The organism is Bradyrhizobium sp. AZCC 1719 (assembly GCF_036924525.1).
GTDB lineage: Bacteria > Pseudomonadota > Alphaproteobacteria > Rhizobiales > Xanthobacteraceae > Bradyrhizobium.
In genome coordinates this window covers 2,966,803-2,991,713 of sequence record NZ_JAZHRU010000001.1, presented here as the reverse complement: position 1 = coordinate 2,991,713, position 24,911 = coordinate 2,966,803, and the positions used below count along the sequence as shown (strand labels likewise).

Sequence of the window (24,911 nt, the reverse complement as noted above, 5' to 3'; positions counted from 1 at the left end):
GGCATGACGGTCCGCGGCAACATCGTCGGCATCGACAGCCCGGAGGCGCTCGAAAGGGCGCTGCGGACGGCGTATTACCTCGCCGACGAAGGCCTGGCGACGGCGGCCTATCTTGCGCTTGCGCTCGGCAAGCCGTTGCTGCTCGAAGGCGCGCCGGGTGTCGGCAAGACCGAAGCCGCAAAGGCCATCGCCGCCGTGCTCGGCCGCCGACTGATCCGGCTGCAATGCTACGAGGGCATCGACGCATCAGCCGCGCTTTACGAGTGGAACTACCCGCGCCAGATGCTCGCGATCCGCCAGGCGGGCGAAGAGAGCATCGACATCTATGGCGAGACTTTTTTGATCGAACGGCCGATGCTGGCCGCCTTGCGCGCGCCCGACTCCACCGTCCTGCTGATCGATGAAATCGACCGCGCCGACCAGGAGTTCGAGGCGTTTCTGCTGGAATTCCTGTCCGACTTCCAGATTTCGATTCCCGAACGCGGCACCGTCCGCGCCGCCGAGCGCCCTGTCGTCGTGCTGACCTCGAACCGGACCCGCGATCTGCATGAAGCGCTGCGCCGCCGCTGCGTCTATCACTGGATCGATTATCCCACCGCCGAGCGCGAGGCGCGTATCGTCATGATGCGGGCGTCGAGCGTCGCCGAAGCGACCGCGCGTGCCGTGGTTGCCGCCGTCGGCAAACTCCGGCGCGAGCCGCTCAGCAAGGCGCCGGGCATCGCCGAAGCCGTGGACTGGGCGGAAGCAGCAACGCTCTTGCACGCGCGCGGCGCGCGCTGGCCTGATGCTTTCAAGCACTCGATTGGTGTCGCGCTCAAGGACGAGGAGGATCTCACCTTCATTTCCGGCCGGCTCGACGCCCTCATTGCGGAGGCTGCCGCGTGAGCGACGAACCTCAATTGCCACGTGCTGCGGGCGTCTTCGTGTCCTTTGTCGCTCTATTGCGCGCCAACGGTTTTGCCGTGGCGCCGGAACAGACGACTGCGTTCCTGGCCGCCATCGAGTTGCTGGGTCCGCGCAGCCTCGAAGCCATTCGGCGGGCCGGATTGGCAACGCTCGCGCCGCCACCCGAGCGACGCGCGACCTATGATCGGCTGTTCGATATCCATTTCCTCGGCAGCGAAGCGGTCGATCGTGCCGGCGCGGAAGATGAGGAAGTGGTTCGCCTGCAGGAGGAAGGACGCGGCGAGGACGAAACATTGCTCGCCGATGAAGCTAACGAGTCAGGGCTCGCTGCGGCCCGCGCGGAGGCGCTGGTCGAACGCCGCTTCGCGCCGGGCGCGACCGGCGATGTCTTGCGAAAGCTGTCGCGCGAGGCGCCTGCCCGGCTGCCGCGGCGACGCGGCCACCGGCGCAGGCGCGCCCGGCGCGGCCCCTGGGCCGATCTGCGGCGAACCTTGCGCGAGAGCGTGCGCAACGATGGCGAAGTGCTGCGGCTCGGCCGGCTGAAACGGCGCGCCAGGCCGCGCAAGATCCTGCTGCTGATCGACGTCTCCGGCTCTATGAAGGGGCGTACCGACGACAACATGAAGCTTGCGCACGCGCTGTCGCACGCGGCTCCCAATGTCGAGGTATTCACCTTCGGCACGAGGCTCACCCGCGTGACGCGCGCGCTTCGTCTCAAGCGCCGCGAGCAGGCGCTGTTCGCCGCCGCGCATCTGGTCAGCGACTGGGACGCCGGCACCCGCATCGGCGATGCGCTGCAGGCGTTCCTGGCGGTACCGCGGTTCGGCAGCTATGCGCGCGGCGCCGCCGTCGTCATCCTCTCCGACGGCCTCGAACGTGGCGATCCCTCCGCCCTGCGCGATGCCGTCGCAAAACTGTCGCGAAGCGCCTGGCGCCTGAGCTGGCTGACGCCGCTGGCGTCAGGCCCCGGCTTTCAGCCGCAGACCGAAGCGCTGATCGCGATCCGCCGTTTCGTGGATGACCTGGTCGATGGCGGATCCACGGCTGCGATCGTTTCGCATGTACTCTCGCTTGGACACAGGAAGGCCGCGTGACCGAAATCGTCGATGCCCACCATCATATCTGGCGCCAGGCTGACCTGCCCTGGTTGGTTGGCCCGATGCAGCCGCGCATCTTCGGCCCCTATGAGCCGATCCGTCGCGACTATCCAATCCAAGAATATCTCGCTGACCTCGCAGGTTCCGGCGTAACGCGTTCGGTCTATGTGCAGACCAATTGGGCCAACGATCGCTTCGAGGACGAAACCGCCTGGGTGCAAGAGACCGCCAAGGATCACGGCTGGCCGCATGCCATAGTCTCCTATGCCGATTTCAACGTCGACGATGTCCGTCCACAGCTCGATCGTCTCGCACGCTATCCCCTTGTGCGGGGCGTGCGCATGCAACTGCACTGGCACGACAACCCGCTCTATCGTTTTGCGGCGCGGCCCGACCTCTGCGCCGATCCCAAGATTCGGCGCAATATCGCGCGGCTCGCCGACTACGCCTTCAGCTTCGATCTGCAGGTGTTCGCGCCGCAGATGGCCGGTGCCGCGGGCCTCGCCGAAGCGTGTCCCGATGTGACCTTCATCCTGCAGCATGCCGGCATGCTGGAAGACCTATCGCCAGAGGGCCGATCCGCCTGGCGCACTGGGATGACCCGGCTTGCGGCCTGCCCAAATGTCGTCTCAAAACTTTCCGGGCTCGGCACCTTCATCCACCGCAACGACCCGGCGCACATATCCGACGTCCTCACGGAGACGGTCGCGATCTTCGGCGCCGAGCGCTGCCTGTTCGGCTCCAATTTTCCGATCGAGAAGCTTTGGACCAGCTATCGCGAACTGATCGACGCCTATCTCGCCGCAACATCCGCCCTTGCAGCGGACCAGCGCGACGCAATTCTGCGAACGACTGCCACGCGTGTCTACCGGCTTGACCGATGACCGCGCACGCGGATCAGGCGATTAAAGGAACGTGGGAGGGAACACATGCCGCTTGAAATCAAAATCCTCGACTATGGGGATATCGAACTGGAATCGAGCTTTCTGGTGCTCGGCCGCGATTGCGGCCGGACCCGCCGTGTCCTGACGCTCGGCTTCCTGATCGTCGGCGGTCCCTATCCGGTGGTGGTCGACACCGGCTACCGCTCCAACCAGATCATGGAAACGCTGGGCATGCGCGGGCTGCAGTTCCACGAGAACATGATCGAGAACCAGCTCGCGCGCCACGGCGTGCGCATGGGCGACGTCCGCTTTGTCTGCCACACCCATCTGCACATCGATCATGCCGGCAAGGACGATCTGTTTCCAATGAACACGACGGTCGTGCTCAACCGCAAGGAGCTGGAGTATTCCGTCTCGGGGCTGATGCATCCGCAATATCCGGCGCCCGATATCAAGCATCTGATCGACCGCCTGCACACCAAGAGCGCGCTGCGCTTCCTCGATCTCGAAGTGACCGGGCCGATCGAACTGATGCCGGGTGTCTATTGCGATGCCGCCAACGCCCATACCGAAGGCTCCATGAACATCCACGTTCACACCGCCGACGGCATCGCCACCATCTGCGGCGACGTGATCTACGACTTCAACGACCAGATCGTGAACCCCTTCAACGAAATTCACGATTGGGAACCGCGCACGACAGGCAATCACGGGACCAGCAAGCGGGCCGAGAAGGCGGCCATCAAAAAGCTCTTGAGTAATTCGCGCTACCTGCTCCCGGTCCACGACCGGCCGGCCAAGATCGAAGGCGGCATGGTGGTCGGCCGGCTGCACGACCAGGTGCCTGGGCCGGTGGTGCAGAGCCTCCCGCAGCGCAATTGGTTCCCGGCCTGAGCGCTGAAAGGAACGACCGATGACGCACGTCACGCTGCGCCCGGAATTCGAGACTCTGATCGACCCCTATGCGCCGGTCGGCCAGGTCGGCACCGGTTTCGAGTTCACGGAAGGGCCGATCTGGCATCCGATTCATCACTATCTCTTGTTCTCGGACATGCCGGCCGACGTGCGCCGGCGATGGGATGCGAAGCGCGGCGTCGTCGAGGTCAAGCGCCCCTCGAACAAATGCAACGGCATGACGTATGACGCCGAGCTCAACCTGATTGTTTGCGAGCACGCCACCTCGTCATTGATCCGCGAACGCCCCGACGGAAGGCGCGAGGTGATTGCCTCGCATTTCGAGAATCAGGAGCTCAACAGCCCGAACGACGTCTGCGTGCATTCGAGCGGCGCGATCTATTTTTCAGATCCCTGGTACGGCCGCATGCCGGTCTACGGCGTCGAGCGGCCGCGCCAGCTCGGCTTCCAAGGCGTCTACCGTGTCCCACCCGGCGGTGGCCCACCGAAACTCGTGGTCGATCGGCACATGTTCGATCAGCCGAACGGCCTTTGCTTCTCGCCCGACGAGCACCTGCTTTACGTCAACGACACCACGCAGGCGCTGATCCGCGCCTTCGACGTCGAAGCCGATGGCTCGCTTTCCAACGCGCGCGTCTTCGCCAGCGGCATCCGTTCCGAGCTCGAGCCCGGCCTGCCCGACGGCATGAAGTGCGATCAGCGCGGCAATGTCTGGGTCACGGCGCCCGGCGGCGTCTGGGTCTATTCGCCATCAGGCGAGTTGCTCGGCAAGGTGCGGTTGCCCGAACTCGTTGCCAATCTCACCTGGGGCGGACCCGAGTTTCGCACGCTCTATCTGACCGCCACGCATTCGGTCTATGCGATTCCGGTCAAGGCCGGACCGCGCCACGAGCCCTATATGAGCAGCCGGGCTTCAACTGGTGCCGACACCGCTTCTGCCGCGCCTGCGTCACCACAACTTACCGGCGGCGACATGCAGCTCGATCCGCGCCGCTGCGCGATGATCATTCAGGATCTGCAGAACGACGTAATCATGGAAAGCGGCGCATTCGCCGATTCCGGCTCCCCCGCCCATGCGCGCCAGCAGCGGGTGGTCGACAATGTCCGCCGCCTTGCCGAGGCCGCGCGGGCGCGGGGCGTCGTGATCATCCATGTCTGGTTCATCGTCGAACCTGGCGCGCCCGGCGTCACGCTCAACGCTCCCTTGTTCGAAGGGCTGGTCGATAGCGGCGCGATGGTGCGTGGAAGCTGGGGCGCCGCGCCGGTTCCGGGGCTTGAGCCGCGCGCCGGCGATTTTGTGGTCGAGAAGATGCGCATGAGCGCCTGGGAAGGCACGCGGCTGGAAACTATCCTCAAGGCGACAGGCCGCGACATGATCATCAATACCGGCGCCTGGACCAACATGTCGGTCGAGCATACCGCCCGCACCGGCGCCGACAAAGGCTACTTCATGATCGTGCCGGAAGACTGCTGCTCGACCATGAACGCCGACTGGCACAACGCCTCCATCAATTTTGCCATGCAGAACGTTGCCGTCGTCACCAACGCGGACGCGGTCATCAGGGGATTGGGATGAGCGGGGCACGGCCATGCCGAAGCTCTTTCACCTGAGCTGCTCACCGCGCGTGGATGCGGAATCCTCAGCCGGCGCGCGCGTCTTCATCGACCGCTTCCGCCAGGCACGCCCCGACTGGGACATCGACGTGATGAACTTGTGGCGGGATCACCTGCCGGAATTCGAAGGCTACGTACTGGAGGCCAAGTATGCCCGCATCAATGGGCGGGCCTTCACCGATTCACAGCGCGACGCCTTTGCGGTCACTGAGCGCATCGCGCTGCGGTTCGCGCTCGCCGATCGCGTGCTGATTTCGACGCCAATGTGGAATTTTGGCATTCCCTATAAGCTGAAACAATGGATCGACGTGATCACGCAGCCCGGGCTTACGTTTCGGTTCGATCCCGCGCAGGGATATCTGCCCTTGGTCGCAGACAGACCGACGGTCGTGATCCTGGCGAGCGGCAGCGATTTCGTCACCGGCATGAACCGCGGCCGCATCGACATGGCGACGCCTTACCTGCGCGAGGCGCTGCGGTTCATCGGCGTCAGCGATGTACGTTTCGTGCCGATCGGACCGACGACCGGGCCGCTCGAACCGATCCGGGCGGCGCGCGAAGGCGCGCATCGGCGGCTGGCCGAGATGGCTGCGCGATTCTAGCTCGCGAGGTTGGCGGAACCGGAATATTTGCGGCAGTATAGCGCTTACCGGACCGCGTCGAAGGAGACTTCCGTTGAAATGTTACGAGCTGCAGGGACCGAGCGGAATCGATGGACTTGCCCTCGTGGACAAGCCTGTGCCGGAGCCCGGCGACGGCCAGGTGCTGGTTCGGCTCAAAGCGGCAACGCTGAATTATCGCGATCTCATCACCGTCAAGGGCGGTTACGGCTCGCGTCAGAAATTTCCACTCGTGCCGGTTTCGGATGGCGCGGGCGTGGTCGAGCGGATCGGTCCGGGCGTGCGGGAATTCGCAGCCGGCGACCGCGTCATCGGCAGCTTCTTCGAAAGCTGGATCGGCGGCGAACCGAGCGAAGCAAAAATGCGCTCAGCCCTCGGCGGCGCGGTGGACGGCGTCCTTAGCGAGTATCGGATCTTTCCGAAGCACGCGCTGGTCCGAACGCCGGAGCACCTCAGCGACATCGAAGCCGCCGCACTCCCCTGCGCCGGGCTCACGGCCTGGAGCGCGATCGTCAAGCTCGGCGGCGTGAAGCCTGGTCAAACCGTTCTGACTCAGGGGACCGGCGGCGTATCCCTGTTCGCAGTTCAGTTCGCCAAAATGTGCGGCGCGCGCGTCATCGCGACCTCATCCAGCGACGCGAAGATCGAACGCCTCAAGCAGCTCGGCGCCGACCATACCTTGAACTACAAGGCGACGCCCGACTGGGGAAAGAAAGCCCGCGAATGGAGCGGTCACGGCGTCGACCTGGTCGTGGAGGTCGGCGGGGTCGGCACGCTGAACGAATCGATCCGGGCGACCAGGATCGGCGGCACGATCGCATTTATCGGCGTGCTCGCCGGCCCGCCGCCGTCCGACCTGCGGCTCCCCTTGATGGTCATGCAGCAGCAGCGGCTGCAGGGCGTCACCGTCGGATCGGTCGAGGACCTCCAGGCGATGGTGGATGCGGTCACCACCAATGGCATGAAGCCGGTGATCGACAGAGCGTTCCGTTTCGATCAGGTCAGAGACGCTTTTGCGCACATGGAGAGCGGCGCACATTTCGGAAAGGTGGCGATCGAGATCGGGTGAAGCGCCTTCCCGCTAGGCCAATTCTACTGCGTCATACCTTCTCAAACCCCTCATCCTGAGGAGCCCGCAGAGCGGGCGTCTCGAAGGATGTAGGCCACAGATGGGGCCTCATGGTTCGAGACGCGCTTCGCGCTCCTCACCATGAGGGACTGATGATAACCCACGGCCAATTCCGTCAGCGTCGCGCGCGGCCGGCCGGATCGCCGTTGTCGGATAAAATCTGAGCCGCGCCGCCGATGCCGCGCCGGAAGGCTTCGTCGAACGTAACGCCGCGGATTTGCCAGCGGTGCGTCCGGCCTTGCCAGTCCATCCGCCAACGCGTGACCCACCCAAGCTCGCGATCATTCCAGACCAGATGTCCGACCAACGCGAGTTCCCCACCCTGCTCGGTCGCGAGCGACGCCAGGCTCGACGATGGCACAGTCTCGAGCTTCGCGCCTTCGAGGCCCGATTTCGCCAACGCAGCCATGCTGGGCAGCACGATGTTCATCCCGCGCCGGTCGGCGGCTGCGAGTAACGCGTCGCGCTGCAAATCGGACTGAGCTCCATCCGCCGTGACAATAAAGTCCCTCGAGCCGTTCTCCATCTCGACAAAGACGGCCAGGCGCGGACGATGTGAAAGCCACGGCTTCAGACCAAGCGCCTTGAGAAGCTCGTCGATTTTCTTTTCGTCAAAATCGACCGTCAGATCGTAGGGCCGATCACGGGTGCCCTGCTCATCACGAATAGGCTTGCCCAAAAACTGGTCGCGATAACTGAATGCCCTGACGAAACTTTTCGCGTTCGATTTGTACGCCGCCAATCGACGGTCGGCTGCGAGTTTCTGTGCGCCGGATACTTTGATCAGGACGTCCTCCAGACCGGCGGCAAAGCCGGTGATGCGATTGGCCTCGCCCTGTCCCGTGACGACGGTCTGCGCCCGGTACAGATCAGCTCCCGCCACCGCCATCGCTCCGCTGCACCAAACCATGGCTACAGCAAGGAATATCCTGACGATGCTGGCTGCACCAAGCCACGTTAAAACAGGCTGGCGTCTCGTCATAGGCAGATCAACCACGATGAGGCTTCCCCGATTCCTCAAGCTCTTGTCTTGGAACATTTGTAAATGAGAGCGCCAGAAATATCTTCTTAAGAAAGCCCACCCCGCTGGTGGGCTCTCAACCCTAGCATTATGTATCTTTGCGCCGAAAATCATACGCGCAGGTCCAATGACAGGGTTCCGACTGCAAGATTTTGCCGGGTTTTGAGGTCATTTCAGGTCATGGGCGTCTACGGAGGGATCCGCGATGCTGACGGCCTGGCAATTGGCGGCGCGACGGATACAACTCTTGCTGGTTCCCAGAATTGCTTCTATCGCCATTAGGCTTTAGATTTCCGCAATTCGCTCGTCGAAAAACAGGCGCCGCCTGGCGCGCGCGAGAGCTGACCGTGATCTACAACCGAGCTGGGGGTCGCCGCCTCACGAAAAAGCTGAGGGCTCGACCGCTGCTATGGCGAGACATGTAGATCGGCTGTAAGAGAGAGCGCCCGCGCGAGGACGACGTCGCCCGCGCGGAAGCTGCAGCGAGCAGCCGGATGGAAATGAACGATGCGCGAAGACAAGAGCAAATTGCTGAGATCGCTGACCATCGATCGCAGCGCCAGCAAGGTGGAACGGCCGAAGAGCCGCTGGCTGCCGATCTCGGCGGCCATCGTCGCCTGCGTCGTCGTCGCATTTGCGGCCTTTGCCGCCTTCGAATTGCGCAGGCAGGACCAGCCGAAAGAGACGACATCGCAAACCGCACCGCAGCCCGCCTCACAGTCGCAAGCGCAGCAGCAGCCCCAGCAGTCCGCAACGAATGGCAAGGCGGCCGGCAACCTGGCGGCCTCCGGCTATGTGGTGGCGCGCCGCAAGGCAACCGTTGCGGCCGAGATCACCGGCAAGGTGGTCGAGGTCTTCACCGACGAAGGCAGGACGGTGACCGAAGGGCAAGTCGTCGCGCGGCTCGACAGCGTGCTGGCTGAAAGGGACTATGAACTGGCGAGCTCGCGTGTCGAGACCGCCGACGCTGCCGTCGCCGCGATCACCGCCGATCTTGAGGATGCGACCCGGATCATGTCGCGGGTACAGACATTGTCGCAGAAGAACTTTGCCACCGAGGCCGATCTGACCAAGGCGCAGGCTCGGGTCGGCGTGCTCAGCGCGCAATTGCGCCAGGCGCAATCGCAACTCGAGACCGCCAAGATCGACGCCAAGCGCAGCGGCTCGATGCTCGACAAGCACCAAATCCGCGCACCGTTTGCCGGCGTCGTCATCGACCGCAGCGCGCAACCCGGCGAGATGATTTCGCCGATGTCGGTCGGCGGCTACACCCGCACCGGCATCTGCACCATCGTCGACATGGATTCGATCGAAATCGAGGTCGACGTCAACGAGGCCTTCATCGGCCGCGTCACCCCCGGCGGCCCCGTAAACGCGGTGCTGGATGCCTATCCGGACTGGACCATTCCCGCCTCCGTCATCGCGATCGTGCCGACTGCAAACCGCGAAAAGGCCACGGTGAAGGTCCGCATTCGCTTCGAAAAGAAGGATCCGCGCATCCTGCCCGACATGGCCGTGAAGGTGAATTTTATGCGCGAGGCCAAGGCCAACGACAAGGCGAACGGCTCCGCCGGCGCCAGCGCCGCGAACTAGCTCCCGACCGCTTCAAAGAGGAGACAAACGTGACAGCCGAACACCCGATGGTCCGCCTTACCGGCGTAAGCAAGCGCTTCACCAAGGGCAAGGAAACCATCTCGATTTTCGACCACCTCGACCTTGCGATTCCCCGCGGCGATTTCGTCGCGGTGATGGGGCCATCGGGTTCGGGCAAGACGACGCTACTCAACCTGCTGGGCGGCATCGATCGCGTTGACGCGGGCGAGATTGCGGTGGCGGACCATCGCATCGACGGCCTCTCCGAGGGCGAGCTGGCGGCCTGGCGGGCCGCCAATATCGGCTTCATTTTCCAGTTCTATAATCTGATGCCGATGCTGACGGCGGCGCAGAACGTGGAATTGCCGCTGTTGCTCACCAAACTGCGCAGCAAAGAGCGCGCCGAGCGTGTTCACACCGCGCTTTCCGTGGTCGGGCTTGCCGATCGCGTCAAGCACCGTCCGCGCGAAATGTCGGGCGGCCAGCAGCAGCGTGTGGCGATTGCGCGCGCCATCGTCTCGGACCCGAACCTGTTGCTGTGCGACGAACCGACCGGCGATCTCGACCGTCAATCCGCCGACGAAATCTTATCGATCCTGCAACTGCTCAACGGCGAGCTTGGCAAGACCATCGTGATGGTCACCCACGATCCCGCGGCGGCAAACTATGCCAAGCGCGTCTTGCATCTCGACAAGGGCCGCTTCGTCGAACGGGAGCTTGCCGCGTGAACGACTTCGACCTGGTGCGGAAAAACCTGTTCCGCCGCAAATTGCGCGCGAGCCTGATGATCGTGTCGATCCTGATCGCCTTCATGATCTTCGGCGTGCTCGCCGGATTCTACCGTGCCTTCACAGCCGGCGAGGATGCCGCCGCCGCTGATCGGATGATCACGGTCAACAAGATCAACTTCACCCAGCCGATGCCGATCGCCTATTTCAACCGCGTAAAAGCGGTAGAAGGGGTGCGGCAGGTGACCTTCGCCAACTGGTTCGGCGGTTACTATCAGGATCCCAAGAACTTCATCATGGCGCTCGCGATCGAGCCAAACACCTATTTCGACGTCTATCGCAGCGAGATCGACGTTCCTCCCGAGCAGCTTCAGGCCTTCATACGCGACCGCGGCAGCGCGGTGGTCGGTGAAACGCTGGCGCAGAAGTGGGGCTGGAAGATCGGCGATCGGATTCCTCTCAATAGCAACATCTTCAGCCAGAAGAGCGGTGGTCACACCTGGGATCTCACCATTGTCGGCATCGCCAAGGGCAAGGCCCAGCACGTCGATACCAACTTCCTCCTGTTCCAGTATCCCTATTTCGACGAGACCCGCAGCTTCGGAAAGGACACCATCGGCTGGATGATCCTGCAGACCACCTCGCCCGAAAACAACGACCGCGTGGCCAAGACCATCGACGCGATGTTCGCGAACTCCACCGCCGAGACCTCGACCGACACCGAAAAAGCATTCGGCAAGGCGTTCGCGGCGCAGTTCGGCAATATCGCCCTGATCGTGCTATTGGTGGTCGGCGCGGCCTTCATCACCATCCTGATGATCGTCGGCAACACCATGGCGCTCTCGATCCGCGAGCGCACCCGCGAGATCGGCGTGCTGAAGACGCTCGGCTTCTCAGGTCCGCGGATCCTCACGATGGTGCTCGGCGAATCCGTGCTGCTGGCGCTGCTCGGCGGATTGCCGGGCCTTGCGATTGCGGCGCTGATTGCGATGGCGCTCCGCACTAGCCTCGCCAACATCGCGCCCGCGTTTGCAGTATCACCAACGATAGCGCTGCAGGGGCTGGCGCTGATGATCGCGCTGGGGCTGATCACCGGGATCATCCCGGCGCTCAACGCCATGCGGCTCAAAATTGCAACCGCGCTCGGACGGGGATAGGCATGCGTTCGCTTTGGCTTCAAGTGGCGGCGGTCACCGCCATCAATCTCAAGAGCATCTCACAGCGCCGCTGGCTCTCGCTCTCGACGGTGATCGCGATCGCACTGGTGGTGATCGTGTTGCTCGCATTCCTGGCGATGGCCAACGGCTTCCAGCGCACCATTGCGGGATCCGGCGCCGATGACATTGCCATCGTGCTGCGGGCCGGCTCGCAGGCCGAGATCAACAGCACCGTGAGCCGCGATCAGGTGCGGCTGATCGAGGATGGACCCGGCATCGCGCGCGGCAGCGACGGCAAGCCGCTGATCTCGCCGGAACTCTATCTTGTGGTCGACGGCATCAAACGCACCACCAAGACCAAGGCCAATCTACCGCTGCGCGGGATCGGCGAACAGGGCTCCGAGTTGCGCAAGGACGTTCGCATCACCGCAGGCCGCATGTTCAATCGCGGCAGCAATGAAGTGGTGGTCGGCAAGGCATTGCTGCGGGAATTTGAAGGGCTAGACCTCGGCTCTACCGTATCGTTCGGCGCCACGCGCTGGACCGTCGTCGGAGTGTTCGAGGCTGGCGGCAGCGTGTTCGAGTCCGAGATCTGGGCCGATCTTTCCGTGGTCCAGAGCCTGTTCAACCGCAACAACATAGTCCAGACCGTGCGCGCGCGGCTCACCGGACCGGCTGCACTGAATGAGCTCAAAAGCTACAGCGACAACGATCCGCGGCTGAAGCTCGACGTCAAATCCGAAGCGAGTTACTTCGCCGAACAGGCGTCGCAAACCTCCGACCTGATTCAGAAACTCGGCTGGCCGCTGGCGATCGCGATGGCGCTCGGGGCGGTCGCCGGAGCGCTCAACACCATGTATTCGTCGGTCGCTGCGCGCGCGACGGAAATCGCAACGCTGCGCGCCATCGGCTTCGGCGGCTTCCCGGCTTTTGTCGGAACATTGGCCGAATCGCTGTTGCTCGCCGTCATCGGCGGACTGTTAGGGGCCGCCGCCACCTATCTGATTTTCGATGGCGTCACGGCCTCGACGCTTGGCGGCAACTTCACCCAGGTGGTGTTCGACTTCAAGCTGAGCCCGTGGCTGATCGCCGAGGGCGTGATGCTCGCACTGATCGTGGGCCTGATCGGCGGGCTGTTTCCGGCGCTACGCGCCGCGCGATTGCCGATCGTCGAAGGCCTGTACGCGAACTGAAACGCCCTATTCGCCCTTAAGGCCTGCCACGCGGATCACCTCGCTCCATTTCCGCGTCTCGTCGTCGATGAACTTGCCGAATTCGGCGGCCGAGCCGGCGCGTGTTTCCAGCCCCTGGGCGAGCAGCTTCTGTTTCACCTCGGGGTCGGCCAGCGCGCGATTGATCTCTTGCTGCATCCGCTCGACGATCGGCTGTGGCGTCCCTGCCGGCGCCATGAAGCCGAACCATCCCGAGGCCACCACGTTGGGAAAGCCCTGCTCGCGCAAGGTCGGAGCCTGCGGGTAGATCGCGCTGCGCTCGGTCGAGGCGACAGCCAGCACGCGGAAATCGCCGTTCTGGATGTGCGGCAATGCCGTGCTGATCGCAGTCAGTGTGGCATCGACGCGGCCGGCGAGCAGCTCCGTGTAGGCCATCGCATCGCCGCGGTACTGCACGTTGAGCCCCTTGACCCCGGCGTCTCTCAGCAGCAACTCGGCCGCCAAATGCGGTTGAGAGCCAGCGCCCGGCGAGGCGAAGGTCAGGCCGTCCGGCTGCGACTTGCCGTAGGCGATCATCTCCTGCAAATTCTTGAAGCTCGCCTTGGCGTTGACGATCAGGAACAGCGGCGCCATGACGGTCATCGCTACCGGCTGCAGATCCTTGCGCTCGTACTTCAGTTTTCCGAACAGCGCTTCGGCGGTGGCATAGGGCGCGGCGGCATAGAGGAAGGTGTATCCGTCCGGTGCGGCACGCGCGACCAACTCGTTGGCAATGCGCGTGCCCGCCCCCGGCTTGTTCTCGACGATGAACTGTTGCCCCAGGCTGCGCCCGAACTGCTCGGCCAGGATACGCAGCGAGATGTCGTTGGCCCCGCCGGCGCCGTAGGGCGACACCAGCCGCACCAGCCGTGACGGCCAATTGCCTTCGGCGAATGCCTCGAAGCCGGAGCCTGTAGAAAGGCAGACAGCGATGCTCCCCAGCAGCGTTCGACGCGTGACGTTCATCAGTGCCTCTCTTGGGGCGGCCGGTGCAGCCCCGTCGCATTTCACCCCATTTATTCGAGCCGCCTTGACGCGATCGCATCGTCGCGATCGCCGGGGCCTTCGTCCTGCAACGATAGATACGCGCCTTCTATCGAACAATGTGTATTTTTTGACCGATTAATAAGCTTGTCCTATGAATGCAGAAACGGCGAAGCGGGGGACGCGACATGGCGATGGATGTGACAGTGCGGCAGTTGCGCGCCTATGTGGCCGTGCTGGAGACCGCAAGCTTCTCGGAAGCCGCCAAGGCCATGCACTTGTCGCAGGCGGCGCTGTCGGGCCTGATCAAAGAGCTCGAGAGCCGCGTCGGCGTCCGCCTCTTGGACCGCACCACCCGCAAGGTTTCTGCGTCTAGCGTCGGCGAGACCTTTGCACCGATGGCACGGCGCGTGCTCTCGAATCTGGACGAGGCGCTGGAGAGCCTGACCAACCTGAAGGAACTGCGCCGCGGGTTGGTGCGCGTAGCCGCGCCCGAGACCTTATCGTGCACGCTGCTGCCGGAGCTGATCGCTGAATACACTAATAGCCATCCCGGCGTGGACGTCCGCTTTGACGACGTGCCGATCCAGGAGGTGCTAGCGGGCTTGCAGAACGGTTCTACCGACATCGGCTTCGGGCCGGCCGGCGTCGTTCCCGATCAATCAATGGAGGTGCACATGATTTGCGCCGACCCGCTCTGGGCAGCGTTGCGCAGCGATGACCCGCTGGCAAAAGGCAAGTCGGTCAGTTGGAAGGATCTGCGCCAGCGGCCCCTGCTCAACTACATGCCCAACATCGCCATCAACGTGTTGAGCAACGTGCCGCCTAGGCATCACCCGAAGGAGCTGGTGCCGGTGCATCGGGTGAACACCGCGCTATCGATGCTGCGCGTGAGACAGGGCGCCGTGATCTGCCCCTCGATGGCGGAGCCGCTGGTGCGCGGCTTCGGACTGACGTTCCTGCCGCTGCTGCAGCCGGCCGTCAAATGGAAGATCGCGATGTTCGTACGACACAGCGCATCGCTCTCGCCGGCCGTGGAGAGTTTTCGCGACTTCACGCTGGATTTCAGCCCGAACTGGGCGGCCACAGGAATCGAGCGCCGCCGCGCTGACGGGCGGCAGAAGACTGTCTAGCGAAGGGTGTCGTCCGACAGGCGGCACGTTGGAACGGCACCTCAGTTTACCAAAACGCGGCGAGCTTCAGGCCAAGAACTCCACCGCGCCCGTTTCGAGATTGTACATAGCCCCTGCAATGTCGATACTGTCTTTGGCTTCCAGCTCGGCAAGCACCGGACTGCCTTTCCGAATGTTTGCGACAGTCATCTCGACGTTCGTTCGCGCGACAGCGTTGACGAAGTCGTAGTTCTTCGCGGATCGCTCACCCGTGTATTTCGTCGCTTCGACTGCCGGTTTGATCTTGCCGAGCAATCCCGTTAGATTGCCTAGCTCGGCATTGTCGATCGCGCCCTTGATCGCACCGCACGCGGTGTGACCCATGACGAGCACGACCTTCGCGCCGGAAAGTTTGCAGGCAAACTCGAGGCTGCCGAGAATATCGGCGTTTTCGACATTGCCGGCGACGCGGCAGTTGAAGATGTCGCCGATACCGAGATCCATGATCACCTCGGCCGGTGCACGGGAGTCTATACAAGTCAGCAACGCCGCGGCAGGATACTGTCCAGAGGCGCTCGCCTTCTGTTCACGAAGATAGTTGCGCTCCTTCCGTTCGCCTCTGCGAAAGCGCTGGTTTCCATTCTTCATGGCCTGGATGATTTGATCGGGCCTCATTTTATCCCGCTGCGCCTTGGTCAGCGCGTCGGCATAGGCCGGAGCCACAAAGCCGCCGGCACCGGCTAGACCCAGAGCGGTTGCGCTACCTGCCGTCTTGAGAAAATTCCGACGACCTAAACAGGCGCAGTCCCGAGGATGTTCGTACTTCTGGCGCATATGTTATCTCCCACGAGCAAACGCTTCGACACAATGGCCTACCGCAATTCGAGCCTGCCAATCTCCAGAGCGACCTGTCGCTCGGAAGCAATCGGTTGCAGCGATATCCTCCGTTGCGAAACACCGATCAGCTTCGCTCCACTACCCAATTCAACTGGAGGATCTCCGCCGGCTCGGACGTAACTTCCTCTCAGCGAGCCACGTGGCAGCGAGGTGGTCGGCGCAAACACCACCCATCCCATTGAGTCCCCCCTCGCTCCGGACTCAAGACCAAAGCCGTTGACCGTGCCTGAATATACGTGGGGCGGTCCACGATCGTCGTGCTCGAAACGACATCGCATATGTTGCTGTGATCCAACGGGCGCCTGCATCTTGCAGGTAAGCAGTCCGGCTTTCACCACGCTTTGGGCGGGGGCCGGCGTCACGGAGAAGCAAACAAGAATGGCTATGGGCGGCAACCATGCATGCTTCATCGCAACGCTCCTAACGAACAGTTGGATCCGATGCCAACTTGTAGAGATCGGAACCAAGCGAGTGGCTATGCTGTCAGCGGTAGTCACCTTCACCCAGAACCGTAGCTCCAACCCTCCAAGGTAGTTTAGCCCTGAGTGTCGGCTTAATACCGGCGTTTTCACATGCAGCAGCAAGGCTTGTGTGCGCAAGAGCATCACATGCGGAGCGATGCCGAAACTTGGCAGATGTTGGGGTGTGCTCGAATGAAAATGACGCGGTCACGGAAACTCTCCATTCGTCAGCCTCGACGAGCCAAATACCAATGAGGCAAGTTATCAGAATTTCACATAGCGTTTCAATGAAAGTGAGAGAAAGATAGCCTCGGGGCCCTGCTCGGTGGCGCCCCGAACATAAAACCTGCGAAGCCTTTGGAAGATCGCCCCGTCTCGTCGGCCTGATCGGAGATAACATCGGCTCCCACCCGACTGGATGGGAAGGGCGACGCGCAGCGCGTTGATTGATCGTTCCTGGCGCGCAAACGTGCCGAGCGAACGGCGAGCGCGTGTAGCGACGCGCATCGCGGATAAGTCGCTGCTTCATACGGAGTAATTCGTGAAACCGCTGGTCGGACTCTGCGGCAGCGCGCGTCTGCAGCAAACATCCAATGATTGTATTTGGCCTGATGACAAACTGACTACGCGGCAGTAGCCTGTCCCAAAATATAAAACGCACGGGAGGAGTGGCATGCCAGACGCAGCGGTCGCAGCACGTTCTTCTGAAACGACAAACAGCGGCACGACACAACAGGTCGATGTCGCCGTGGTCGGCGCCGGCTTTGCCGGCATCTATCTCCTGCATCGCTTGCGCAAGGCCGGCTTCTCGGCGGTCGTGATCGAGGAGGCCGGCGACGTCGGCGGCACCTGGTATTGGAACCGCTATCCCGGCGCGCGCTGCGACATCCAGACCATCGACTACAGCTACACCTTCGATCCCGAGCTGGAGAGTGCGTGGCAATGGTCGGAGAAATACGCAACGCAACCCGAGATCCTGCGCTATCTCGGTTTCGTCGCCGATCGATATGAGTTGCGGCGCGACATCCGCTTTGGCGCCAAGGTCACGGCGGCAAATTGGGATGAGGCGGCCGAACGCTGGCGGCTCACGACGGACAATGGCGCCAGCATTTCCTGCCGCTATTACATCATGGCGACCGGTTGTCTCTCCGCGCCGAAGCCGCCGGAGATCGACGGCGTCAGGGATTTTAAGGGCGAGGTCTATTTCACCGGCCGCTGGCCGCACGAAGAGGTCAAGCTTGCCGGCAAGCGCATCGCCGTCATCGGCACCGGATCATCGGGCATCCAGTCGATCCCGCTGCTCGCCGAGCAGGCCGCGCATCTCACCGTTTTCCAGCGCACGCCGAATTTCGCCCTTCCCGCCCACAACGGTCCGGCGCCGGAGGACCGCCTCGCGCTGCTGCAGGGCGACCGCACCGGCTATCGCGAGCAGGCGCGGTGGTCGCTCGCGGGCGTCCCCTATCCGCAACAGATGGCGGTGAGCTGGCAGTTGAGCGATGCCGAGCGCCGCGAGCGCTTCGAGCAGGCCTGGGCCGCCGGCGATCTCGTCTACATCCTGACCCAGCTCTGGGCCGACCAGGGCGTCGACGTCGACGGCAATGCGCTGCTCGCCGACCTGATCCGCGAGAAGATCCAAACCATCGTCAAGGACCCGGAGACGGCTGATACGTTGACCCCGCGCGACCATCCGTTCGGTGCCAAGCGTCCCTGCCTCGATACCAACTACTACGCTACGTTCAACCGCCCCAACGTCACGCTGGTCAATCTGCGGCAGGAGCCGATCACAGAGATCACGGCCTCCGGCATCAAGACCGACAAGCGGACGTTCGACGTCGATATGATCGTGTTCGCCACCGGTTTTGACGCCATGACCGGCGCCATCAAAGCGGTTCATCCGATCACGGGCCGCGATGGCAAGTCGCTGTCCGACATCTGGGCCAACGGTCCGCAGACCTATCTCGGGCTCACGGTCTCAGGCTTTCCCAATCTGTTCCTGATCACGGGCCCGGGCAGCCCATCGGTGCTGTCGAACATGGCGGTCTCGATCGAGCAGCATGTCGACTGGGTGGTCGACCGGCTGGCGGCGATGCGCGAGGCCGGCTTCACGACCATCGACGCGACCGAGACGGCGCAGGCCGGCTGGGCGCAGCACATGGCCGACTGTTCGACGCTGACGCTGCATCGGCTCGCCAACACCTGGTACACGGGCGCCAACGTGCCCGGCAAGGCGCAAGGCGTAATGCCCTATACCGGCGGCGTCGGCCCCTATCGCAGTATCTGCAACGAGGTCGTCGCCCGCGGCATGCTCGGCTTCAAACTGACCGGCCCGAACGTTTCGGAGCAATGCAACGACGGCCAGGTCGTGCGCCTGCAGCCGGACGTGCGGCTGGTGCTGGGCATGCTGGCGGAGATGAACCTGCCGGCGATCGAGTCGCTCGGCGCCCAGGGCGCGCGCGACTTCCTCACCGAATTCAACAAGAGCCGTCCCGCCGGCCGGCCCGTCGGAGAAGTCGGCGACGGCGTGCTGCACGGCGCCGATGGCCTGCTGCAGTATCGCCTGTATCGGCCGGCAACGCCCGGGCCGCATCCGATCGTGGTCTATTTCCACGGCGGCGGCTGGGTGCTCGGCGACGAGCAATCCGACGATCCGTTCTGCCGCGACATCTGCCGCCGCAGCGGAATGATCGTCGTCAGCGTCGGCTATCGCCATGCGCCCGAGCATCGCTTCCCCGCCGCCGCCGAAGATGGCTATGCGGCAACGCGCTGGATCGCCGAGCATGCCACCGAACTCGGCGGCAGAGCGGGACCGGTGCTGGTCGCGGGCTGGAGCGCCGGCGCCAATATCGCCACCGTCACCTGCCAGCTCGCACGCGACCGCGGCGGGCCAGAGATCGCAGGCCAGCTCCTGGTGTGCCCTGCCACCGATTGCAGGTTCGACCGTCCATCCTATGCCGAGAATGCGGTCGGCTATTTCCTGACGCGTGCGCTGATGTTCTGGTTCTGGGATATCTATTGTTCGCCCGCTGACCGCACCGACCCGCGCGCCTCGCCGCTGCGCGGCAATCTGGCGAACCTGCCGCCGGCGTTCGTGGCGACCTGTGAGTTCGATCCGCTGCGTGACGAGGGGATCGAATATGCCGAGGCGATGGCGGCCGCAGGTGTGCCGGTCGAGCAACTGCAGGCGCGTGGCCACATCCACTCGTCCCTGATGATGGTGGATGTGGTGATCACCGGTGTCAGCGGACGTACCAAGATGGCGGAAGCGTTGCGCGGTTTTGCGGGGTTGCCGCGAAAGCTGGAAGAGAGCGGCGAAGGCGCTTCGCCGATCGCGGTCAACGCGGCTGCGGGGTAGGCGCGCAAGGCAGCGGCCGCCCGGCTTCATTCGAGCGGTCCAAAGATTTTGAACCGCTCACGATCGGCGTATGCTGCTTTGACGCCAGCCTGGGGGTGGCAATCGAAACCCATCCTGGTTCGAATTGTCCGGTCTCCCGCCCCATGCCTGAGCGTGCCGCATCTCATCGATGGTCATGCATCAGATTTTCTAAGCCAATCGCCCAGCTTATCTCGCTTGCGCTCGCCTCGCCGGCCGCAATATCTCGCTGGAGATCGGAATCGAAAGGAGCCTGCGATGAATGTGCTCGACGATTATATGGTCGATCCCCGCCTGTCGCTGTTGGACAAAACGCGGATCCAGGCGCAGGTGCTGGTGCCGATGCTGCGAGCGTTGCGCGCGGAACTGGGCCAGGAAAAGGCTGACGCGATTGCGCGACAAGCCTTGCGCGACTGGTCGAAGGCGTTGTTCGCCGCCATCGGCGAGAGTGTCGAGGGCAGCGCGCGGCGTAAATGGGCGACCATGCATACCGCGCTTGCCGAAGTCACCGAGCGGGAGGTGACGGTCGAGATGCGCCGGCACGACAAGGAGGCGCTGGAATTCGACGTCACGCACTGCCGGTTCGCGGAATTCTTCCGCGCGCTCGGCGAGCCGGAGCTCGGCGCGCTGCTGGTCTGCGCCACCGATTTCGATATCGTTGCCGCCGGCGGCAGCGAGGTCAACCTCAGGCGCGACCAGACCCTGATGCAGGGCGCGCCGAGCTGCACGTTCCGCTACGCATTCGCACCGCGGTCATGATTTGCGCCAGCGTTAACGCCACAGAAATCTCGTGAAAAAAGCCCCTGGTTGCGTATGATGTATCGCAAGAAGCCGGGCTGACCGGGCTCGCGAGGGAGAGCGCAGATGGCAGCGACAGCGGAGCAGGTTTTGCCCTGGCTCGGGGAACGCTCATTCGCCTCCTTAAGGGAAGAGTTCGACCGCAGCGGTTACCTGATCTTCGAACGCGTTCTGGCGCCCGACCGCGTCGCCGAAATCCGCGCGGCGCTGGCGCCGCATCTGGCGCGCGATCTGTTCGGCCGCAACGATTTTGAAGGCACCAGGACCAACCGGGTGTATGCACTGCTGGCGAAATCGCCTGTCTTCGCCGAGCTCGCGATCCACCCGCTCGCGATGGCTTTTGTGGAAGCCGAACTCGGCGAGAGCTGCCTGCTGTCTGCCCTGCTCGCGATCAATCTCCATCCCGGCGAGACCGTCCAGCCCTGGCACTTCGACGACAGCGGCGTGAAGATTCCGCGCCCGCGCCCTGCCCTTGGCATCAGCACGTTTTGGGCGATTGACGATACGACCGAGCAAAATGGCGCCACCGAAATCATTCCCGGAAGCCATCTGTGGGACGGGCAATATATCGAGGGCGCGGTGAAACCCGCTCACTTCACCAACGAAGCCAGTCACGAGGAAGGCGACAGGCCTGACGCCGTGAAGCTGATCATGCCGTCCGGATCGCTGGCCATCACCAAGGGAACGCTATGGCACCGTGGCGGCGCCAACCGGTCGGACCGGCCGCGCCTGATCATCACGCCGCAATATTGCGTGGGCTGGGTGCGGCAACTCGAGAACATGGCGCTCGCCGTCCCTGCCGAGGTGGCGAGCAAACTGCCCGAGCGCGCACGCGAGCTGATCGGCTATTCGATCCATCCGCCGTTCATGGGCTACGTCGATGGCGTTCATCCCAGGCGCCTGCTTGGAGTGCGCTAACGTTTGCACAGACTCTTCGTGGCCGCTGGATGGATTGAGTTATCGCGATGCCCCCCGTCCGGCGTCTTGAAACGAGGGGATTCAATCCGTTCACCGGCGAGCTATTTAGCCCCTCGCTTCGATCATTGGGCTAATTTCGCGCGGATACTATCCCAGGACGAAGAACAAATTCACGCTTAATTACCTCGCGTTTCGGCACCTCCTCCTGAAGTTCAAAATCGAACGTCAGAGTGATCGGAACTCCGACTTTGACGTCTTCGACCGTGAGCATTCTTGCAATATGCAGATGGAAAGCGGGCCGTAAGACCCCACCCGGCTGGGTGGGTTTGAAGTACACCGCAGATGTATCACCCAGCAAGTCGGTTGGGTCTTCATCATGCTTTCTAAATCCATCACTGATCGGTTGGTGGAGGCGTACTTTCGCGCCCTTCGGCTCGGTCGCAGAAATCCGTTGAATTGTAAAAGACACTCCAAACCGATTTTCGATTTCAAAATGTATGTAAAAATCCCAACCGGGAATAAGTGAACTAGAGATTGGAATATAGAGATTTTCGCAAACCGCGCGCTCTGTTCGTATGGAGATACGAGGACTCTTTGCCTGCAAAGCTTTGGCTGCGTCGCGCCGATCTCGTTGCCATGAGCGAAAGAAAGTCGCGATACTTATGAGGAATGCAAGAGTTGATAATACGACAGTTAGCGCATCCTTGTTGTCTTTGAGCCACTGCATCATACTTATTCCCCAAGGCTCCCCCTGTAACGGCACGACGACGCTTTTATCATCTCGTCGATATCTCGTCCCCGTCCACCCAACTGAAACCCATCGTGCGGCCCGGGCCCGGCATGGGATGAGGCCACGCCACTTAGCCTAATTTGCGTACCGCGGGCTTGGTAAGGTGCTGCTGCGCATCGAACACGATGCCCTCATACCCCTTATCGGCAACTTCGGTGATCGCCGCGACATATTTCGGCGTACCGCCATTATAAACGAGATACCGAGTCTTGCCGTGCTCGTGGCCGGGGATATTGGAATTGTAGCCGGTGAACCACGACTTGGCTTTGCGCATCAGCATGATGGCGTACATCTTGGTCACGTGCGCGGTCCAGCGCGCCTGCGCTTCCGCCGTTGGCTCGGCCCGCGTGTAGCCGCGGTCCCACATGTGGCCGAGCAGGCCCATGCACCAGCCGACGCCGTTCTCGATGCCGCGCGGAAAATTCGTCGAGGCTGAGCCGCTCTGCGGGCCCGTCGGCATCAGCAAATTCGGAAAACCATGCGCCATCATGCCAAGAAAGGTCGAGGGTCCCTCGCGCCATTCGTCGGCGAGCTTCACTCCGGCGGCACCCGTGATGTCGATCGCATCGAATGCGCCGGTGATGGCATCGAAGCCGGTTGAGTAGATGATGATGTCGAGATCGTAATCGCGCGCGCTGGTGCGCAGGCCTGTCTCAGTGACCCGCAGAATCGGCATCTCGCCGATGTCGACGAGATGCACATTGTCACGGTTGTAGGCTTCGAAATAATTGGTCTCCAGCGGCACCCGCTGCACGCCGAAGCCGTGATCTTTCGGGATCAGCTTTTCCGCGGTCGCGGGGTCCTTCACGCGCCGTCGGATGCGATCGGCGATGTAAGCGGAAAACTCGGCATTGGCCGCCTCGTCGGTAAAAATCTCGCGAAAATTGCTGAGCCAGATGCCGAAGCCGGGCTCGTCATAGAGCTTGTCCCACAGCGCGATCCGCTCCTCGCGGGTGGCTTCATAGAAGCCGCGTCTATCAGGCTCGTGCTCGAAGCCGCCGGGCGTGCGCCGGCAGGCGGCAAAGATTTCATCGTAGCGCGAACGGATGTCAGCCATTTCCTCGTCCGAGATCGGGCTGTTGTTGAGCGGCGCGCTCCAGTTCGGACGCCGCTGAAACACCGTGAGTTCACCGACCTTGTCGGCAATCTCGCCGATCACCTGGATCGCAGTGGCGCCGGTACCGATGATGCCGACCTTCTTGCCGGAGAGTTCAACCGGCTCGTGCGGCCAATAAAAGGTATGGAACGAACGCCCCTTGAACGTCTCCATGCCCTCAAGCCGCGGTAGCGTCGGTACCGAGAGCAACCCGACCGCAAGAATGAGGAATCGGCAGTTCAGTTCACGTCCATCGTCGAGCCGGAGCCGCCACAGATGACAGCCCTCGTCGAACGCCGCCGCTTCCACCTTGCGGTTGAACCGCATGTATTTGCGCAAATCGAACTTGTCGACGACATAGTTGAGGTAGCGAAGATTCTCCGGCTGGCTCGAAAACCGCTCCTGCCAGTGCCACTCGTTGAGCAGCTCTTTCGAGAAGGAATAGCCGTAGGTGTAGCTCTCGGAATCGAAGCGCGCGCCGGGATAGCGGTTCCAGTACCAGGTTCCCCCGAGATCGGGGGCAGCATCGAGCACCAGGGCATCCACGTCGAGATCGGCCAGCCGCTTGATCTGGTAAATGCCTGACACGCCCGCGCCGACGACAACGACCTCGTAGTGCGACTTGATCTCCCCAGTCATGCGCGCCCTCTCCATTAGTTATTCGGCGTCGATCGTCTCCGCGCGGCGGCTCTTATGATGCCAACTATCCGCATCCTGCACTTGCGTCAGGATGCCGGATTGTGCGGCAAAATCAGCCTAAAACATTGTTTGAAAATGGACGCGGCAGGCCGCCGTGAGGTGACCGCCTCAAGCACCGGGAGCGCCGCCGATCTGCGCATGCAACTGCGCGACATACGGATCCTCGATCTCCAACGCCTGCAACTGCGTCGCCAGTTGCACGAGGTATTCGCGGTTAGTGCCGAGAACGCCCTTCCCGCTCGCGATCATCGCGGCGGTCTCGGCGAGCGGCAGTTCGCCGACATAACTCGGATGCGAGCGGTTGGAGGTGAAGGCGAGTGCGGTAATTGGTCCCTGCGGCGTCGTCATCGGCATCATCGCCGGCGCATAGCCGCCGCGCAGCATTTCGCGGCGCCACAGGATCGCGGTCTCGGCATGGACAGAATCGGCCGCAATACGGAACGCCAGCCCGCGGCAACATCCCAATTGCGGCTCCAGCGAGAGCATCAGCGCCGGATAGTCGTGCGATCCCCGGCCGAGATTGATCTTCAGCGTGAAGCGACGCTGATAATTTTCGACGTCGGCAAGCCGGACTTCGGCAAAGTGAAAACCGGGGTCCCACATCAGCGAACCGTAGGAGTAGATCCAGAGGTCATCGCCATCAGGGTGATCGCCGAGCACCGCAAGCCGCGACGCCTCGATCGCTTCGTCCGAGAGCCGCCAGCCTGCCGGCCATCCCGCGGCCCGCGCCCGCTGCTCCCACATCGAAAATATCTCCGGCGTGAGGCGCAGCAGCGACTTTTCCGGGTGCGTTACCCGGGATCGCAGCTCCGGCAGATGAATGAATGCGTCGGCGGTCAAGCCAGTATGCTCCTTTGTGGATACGGCCATCGTTAGCAATGTGCCATTGTCGGACGCAAGACGCCAACACG

Annotated in this window: 22 protein-coding genes; 15 read left to right on the top strand and 7 right to left on the bottom strand. The window is 62.7% G+C overall.

All coding sequences use genetic code 11. The features are described from left to right. Positions 1-3 precede the first annotated feature (3 nt). The 7 genes from V1292_RS14195 to V1292_RS14165 all read left to right on the top strand — a co-directional run bounded on the left by V1292_RS14195 (position 4) and on the right by V1292_RS14165 (position 7,105). Positions 4-885, top strand: a complete 882-nt coding sequence (locus tag V1292_RS14195) for an AAA family ATPase (protein ID WP_334373305.1) — start codon at positions 4-6, stop codon at positions 883-885. Then, entirely contained in the window at positions 882-2,000 is a 1,119-nt protein-coding gene (locus V1292_RS14190; RefSeq protein WP_334373303.1) for a vWA domain-containing protein, read from the top strand. The genes V1292_RS14195 and V1292_RS14190 overlap by 4 nt, the downstream gene beginning before the upstream one ends. Further along, complete coding sequence (locus V1292_RS14185) at positions 1,997-2,887, top strand: amidohydrolase family protein (protein WP_334373302.1); 891 nt, start codon at positions 1,997-1,999, stop codon at positions 2,885-2,887. The genes V1292_RS14190 and V1292_RS14185 overlap by 4 nt, the downstream gene beginning before the upstream one ends. A gap of 45 nt (positions 2,888-2,932) precedes the next feature. After that, the gene (locus V1292_RS14180) at positions 2,933-3,781 is read left to right on the top strand and encodes an MBL fold metallo-hydrolase (protein ID WP_334373300.1); all 849 of its coding nucleotides are present in this window, start codon (positions 2,933-2,935) and stop codon (positions 3,779-3,781) included. Between the two features lie 19 nt (positions 3,782-3,800). Then, entirely contained in the window at positions 3,801-5,378 is a 1,578-nt protein-coding gene (locus V1292_RS14175) for an isochorismatase family protein (RefSeq protein ID WP_334373299.1), read from the top strand. A 13-nt stretch (positions 5,379-5,391) separates the two neighbouring features. Then, entirely contained in the window at positions 5,392-6,018 is a 627-nt protein-coding gene (locus V1292_RS14170; protein WP_334373297.1) for an FMN-dependent NADH-azoreductase, read from the top strand. Positions 6,019-6,091: 73 nt separating this feature from the next. Further along, positions 6,092-7,105, top strand: coding sequence for a zinc-dependent alcohol dehydrogenase family protein (locus V1292_RS14165; protein ID WP_334373295.1), 1,014 nt, complete (start codon positions 6,092-6,094; stop codon positions 7,103-7,105). A 175-nt stretch (positions 7,106-7,280) separates the two neighbouring features. On the opposite strand, the gene V1292_RS14160 is transcribed toward V1292_RS14165, so the two are convergent. Continuing rightward, positions 7,281-8,162 (bottom strand): DUF2066 domain-containing protein, encoded by an 882-nt coding sequence (locus V1292_RS14160; RefSeq protein WP_334373294.1) that lies wholly within the window; start codon positions 8,160-8,162, stop codon positions 7,281-7,283. Positions 8,163-8,693: 531 nt separating this feature from the next. Here V1292_RS14160 and V1292_RS14155 point away from each other — a divergent pair. From V1292_RS14155 to V1292_RS14140, 4 genes are read left to right on the top strand one after another with little or no spacing between them, the layout of a single operon-like run. Next, positions 8,694-9,779, top strand: a complete 1,086-nt coding sequence (locus tag V1292_RS14155; RefSeq protein WP_334373293.1) for an efflux RND transporter periplasmic adaptor subunit — start codon at positions 8,694-8,696, stop codon at positions 9,777-9,779. Positions 9,780-9,826: 47 nt separating this feature from the next. Next, on the top strand, positions 9,827-10,507 hold the full coding sequence (locus V1292_RS14150) for an ABC transporter ATP-binding protein (RefSeq protein ID WP_057842962.1): 681 nt from the start codon (positions 9,827-9,829) through the stop codon (positions 10,505-10,507). Next, complete coding sequence (locus V1292_RS14145; RefSeq protein ID WP_334373292.1) at positions 10,504-11,664, top strand: ABC transporter permease; 1,161 nt, start codon at positions 10,504-10,506, stop codon at positions 11,662-11,664. Before V1292_RS14150 ends, V1292_RS14145 begins: the two co-directional genes overlap by 4 nt. A 2-nt stretch (positions 11,665-11,666) precedes the next feature. After that, the gene (locus V1292_RS14140) at positions 11,667-12,857 is read left to right on the top strand and encodes an ABC transporter permease (protein WP_065745708.1); all 1,191 of its coding nucleotides are present in this window, start codon (positions 11,667-11,669) and stop codon (positions 12,855-12,857) included. 6 nt (positions 12,858-12,863) lie between these two features. Here the strand turns inward: V1292_RS14140 and V1292_RS14135 are convergent, their stop codons facing one another. After that, positions 12,864-13,841 (bottom strand): Bug family tripartite tricarboxylate transporter substrate binding protein, encoded by a 978-nt coding sequence (locus V1292_RS14135; protein ID WP_334373290.1) that lies wholly within the window; start codon positions 13,839-13,841, stop codon positions 12,864-12,866. Positions 13,842-14,065: 224 nt separating this feature from the next. Here V1292_RS14135 and V1292_RS14130 point away from each other — a divergent pair, with 224 nt between their 5' ends. Beyond that, positions 14,066-14,992 (top strand): LysR family transcriptional regulator, encoded by a 927-nt coding sequence (locus V1292_RS14130; protein ID WP_334373289.1) that lies wholly within the window; start codon positions 14,066-14,068, stop codon positions 14,990-14,992. A 66-nt stretch (positions 14,993-15,058) separates the two neighbouring features. On the opposite strand, the gene V1292_RS14125 is transcribed toward V1292_RS14130, so the two are convergent. Both V1292_RS14125 and V1292_RS33860 read right to left on the bottom strand, forming a co-directional pair. Beyond that, complete coding sequence (locus V1292_RS14125; protein ID WP_334373288.1) at positions 15,059-15,805, bottom strand: carbonic anhydrase family protein; 747 nt, start codon at positions 15,803-15,805, stop codon at positions 15,059-15,061. Positions 15,806-15,843: 38 nt separating this feature from the next. Beyond that, the gene (locus V1292_RS33860; RefSeq protein WP_442894458.1) at positions 15,844-16,278 is read right to left on the bottom strand and encodes a DUF992 domain-containing protein; all 435 of its coding nucleotides are present in this window, start codon (positions 16,276-16,278) and stop codon (positions 15,844-15,846) included. Between the two features lie 724 nt (positions 16,279-17,002). Between V1292_RS33860 and V1292_RS14120 the strand changes: the two genes are divergently transcribed. The 3 genes from V1292_RS14120 to V1292_RS14110 all read left to right on the top strand — a co-directional run bounded on the left by V1292_RS14120 (position 17,003) and on the right by V1292_RS14110 (position 21,415). Next, complete coding sequence (locus V1292_RS14120) at positions 17,003-19,681, top strand: alpha/beta hydrolase fold domain-containing protein (protein WP_334373287.1); 2,679 nt, start codon at positions 17,003-17,005, stop codon at positions 19,679-19,681. Between the two features lie 276 nt (positions 19,682-19,957). Next, positions 19,958-20,458: an L-2-amino-thiazoline-4-carboxylic acid hydrolase gene (locus V1292_RS14115; protein WP_334373286.1), complete on the top strand. Its 501-nt coding sequence runs from the start codon at positions 19,958-19,960 to the stop codon at positions 20,456-20,458. Positions 20,459-20,563: 105 nt separating this feature from the next. Further along, positions 20,564-21,415, top strand: a complete 852-nt coding sequence (locus V1292_RS14110) for a phytanoyl-CoA dioxygenase family protein (RefSeq protein ID WP_334373284.1) — start codon at positions 20,564-20,566, stop codon at positions 21,413-21,415. 130 nt (positions 21,416-21,545) lie between these two features. Here the strand turns inward: V1292_RS14110 and V1292_RS14105 are convergent, their stop codons facing one another. The 3 genes from V1292_RS14105 to V1292_RS14095 all read right to left on the bottom strand — a co-directional run bounded on the left by V1292_RS14105 (position 21,546) and on the right by V1292_RS14095 (position 24,840). Further along, positions 21,546-22,145 carry a hypothetical protein gene (locus V1292_RS14105; protein WP_334373283.1) on the bottom strand — a complete coding sequence of 200 codons (600 nt, stop codon included), beginning with the start codon at positions 22,143-22,145 and terminating at the stop codon, positions 21,546-21,548. A gap of 130 nt (positions 22,146-22,275) precedes the next feature. After that, complete coding sequence (locus V1292_RS14100; protein ID WP_334373282.1) at positions 22,276-23,940, bottom strand: flavin-containing monooxygenase; 1,665 nt, start codon at positions 23,938-23,940, stop codon at positions 22,276-22,278. Positions 23,941-24,108: 168 nt separating this feature from the next. After that, on the bottom strand, positions 24,109-24,840 hold the full coding sequence (locus V1292_RS14095) for a gamma-glutamylcyclotransferase (RefSeq protein ID WP_334373280.1): 732 nt from the start codon (positions 24,838-24,840) through the stop codon (positions 24,109-24,111). Between the last annotated feature and the right edge of the window lie 71 nt (positions 24,841-24,911).

Excerpts from the sequence above, each read along its gene's own strand:
- V1292_RS14195 (WP_334373305.1), top strand. The coding sequence starts at position 4 with ATGACGGTCCGCGGCAACATCGTCGGCATCGACAGCCCGGAGGCGCTC.
- V1292_RS14180 (WP_334373300.1), top strand. The coding sequence starts at position 2,933 with ATGCCGCTTGAAATCAAAATCCTCGACTATGGGGATATCGAACTGGAA.
- V1292_RS14175 (WP_334373299.1), top strand. The coding sequence starts at position 3,801 with ATGACGCACGTCACGCTGCGCCCGGAATTCGAGACTCTGATCGACCCC.
- V1292_RS14170 (WP_334373297.1), top strand. The coding sequence starts at position 5,392 with ATGCCGAAGCTCTTTCACCTGAGCTGCTCACCGCGCGTGGATGCGGAA.
- V1292_RS14155 (WP_334373293.1), top strand. The coding sequence starts at position 8,694 with ATGCGCGAAGACAAGAGCAAATTGCTGAGATCGCTGACCATCGATCGC.
- V1292_RS14150 (WP_057842962.1), top strand. The coding sequence starts at position 9,827 with ATGGTCCGCCTTACCGGCGTAAGCAAGCGCTTCACCAAGGGCAAGGAA.
- V1292_RS14140 (WP_065745708.1), top strand. The coding sequence starts at position 11,667 with ATGCGTTCGCTTTGGCTTCAAGTGGCGGCGGTCACCGCCATCAATCTC.
- V1292_RS14135 (WP_334373290.1), bottom strand. The coding sequence starts at position 13,841 with ATGAACGTCACGCGTCGAACGCTGCTGGGGAGCATCGCTGTCTGCCTT.
- V1292_RS14125 (WP_334373288.1), bottom strand. The coding sequence starts at position 15,805 with ATGCGCCAGAAGTACGAACATCCTCGGGACTGCGCCTGTTTAGGTCGT.
- V1292_RS33860 (WP_442894458.1), bottom strand. The coding sequence starts at position 16,278 with ATGAAGCATGCATGGTTGCCGCCCATAGCCATTCTTGTTTGCTTCTCC.
- V1292_RS14120 (WP_334373287.1), top strand. The coding sequence starts at position 17,003 with ATGCCAGACGCAGCGGTCGCAGCACGTTCTTCTGAAACGACAAACAGC.
- V1292_RS14115 (WP_334373286.1), top strand. The coding sequence starts at position 19,958 with ATGAATGTGCTCGACGATTATATGGTCGATCCCCGCCTGTCGCTGTTG.
- V1292_RS14110 (WP_334373284.1), top strand. The coding sequence starts at position 20,564 with ATGGCAGCGACAGCGGAGCAGGTTTTGCCCTGGCTCGGGGAACGCTCA.
- V1292_RS14105 (WP_334373283.1), bottom strand. The coding sequence starts at position 22,145 with ATGATGCAGTGGCTCAAAGACAACAAGGATGCGCTAACTGTCGTATTA.
- V1292_RS14100 (WP_334373282.1), bottom strand. The coding sequence starts at position 23,940 with ATGACTGGGGAGATCAAGTCGCACTACGAGGTCGTTGTCGTCGGCGCG.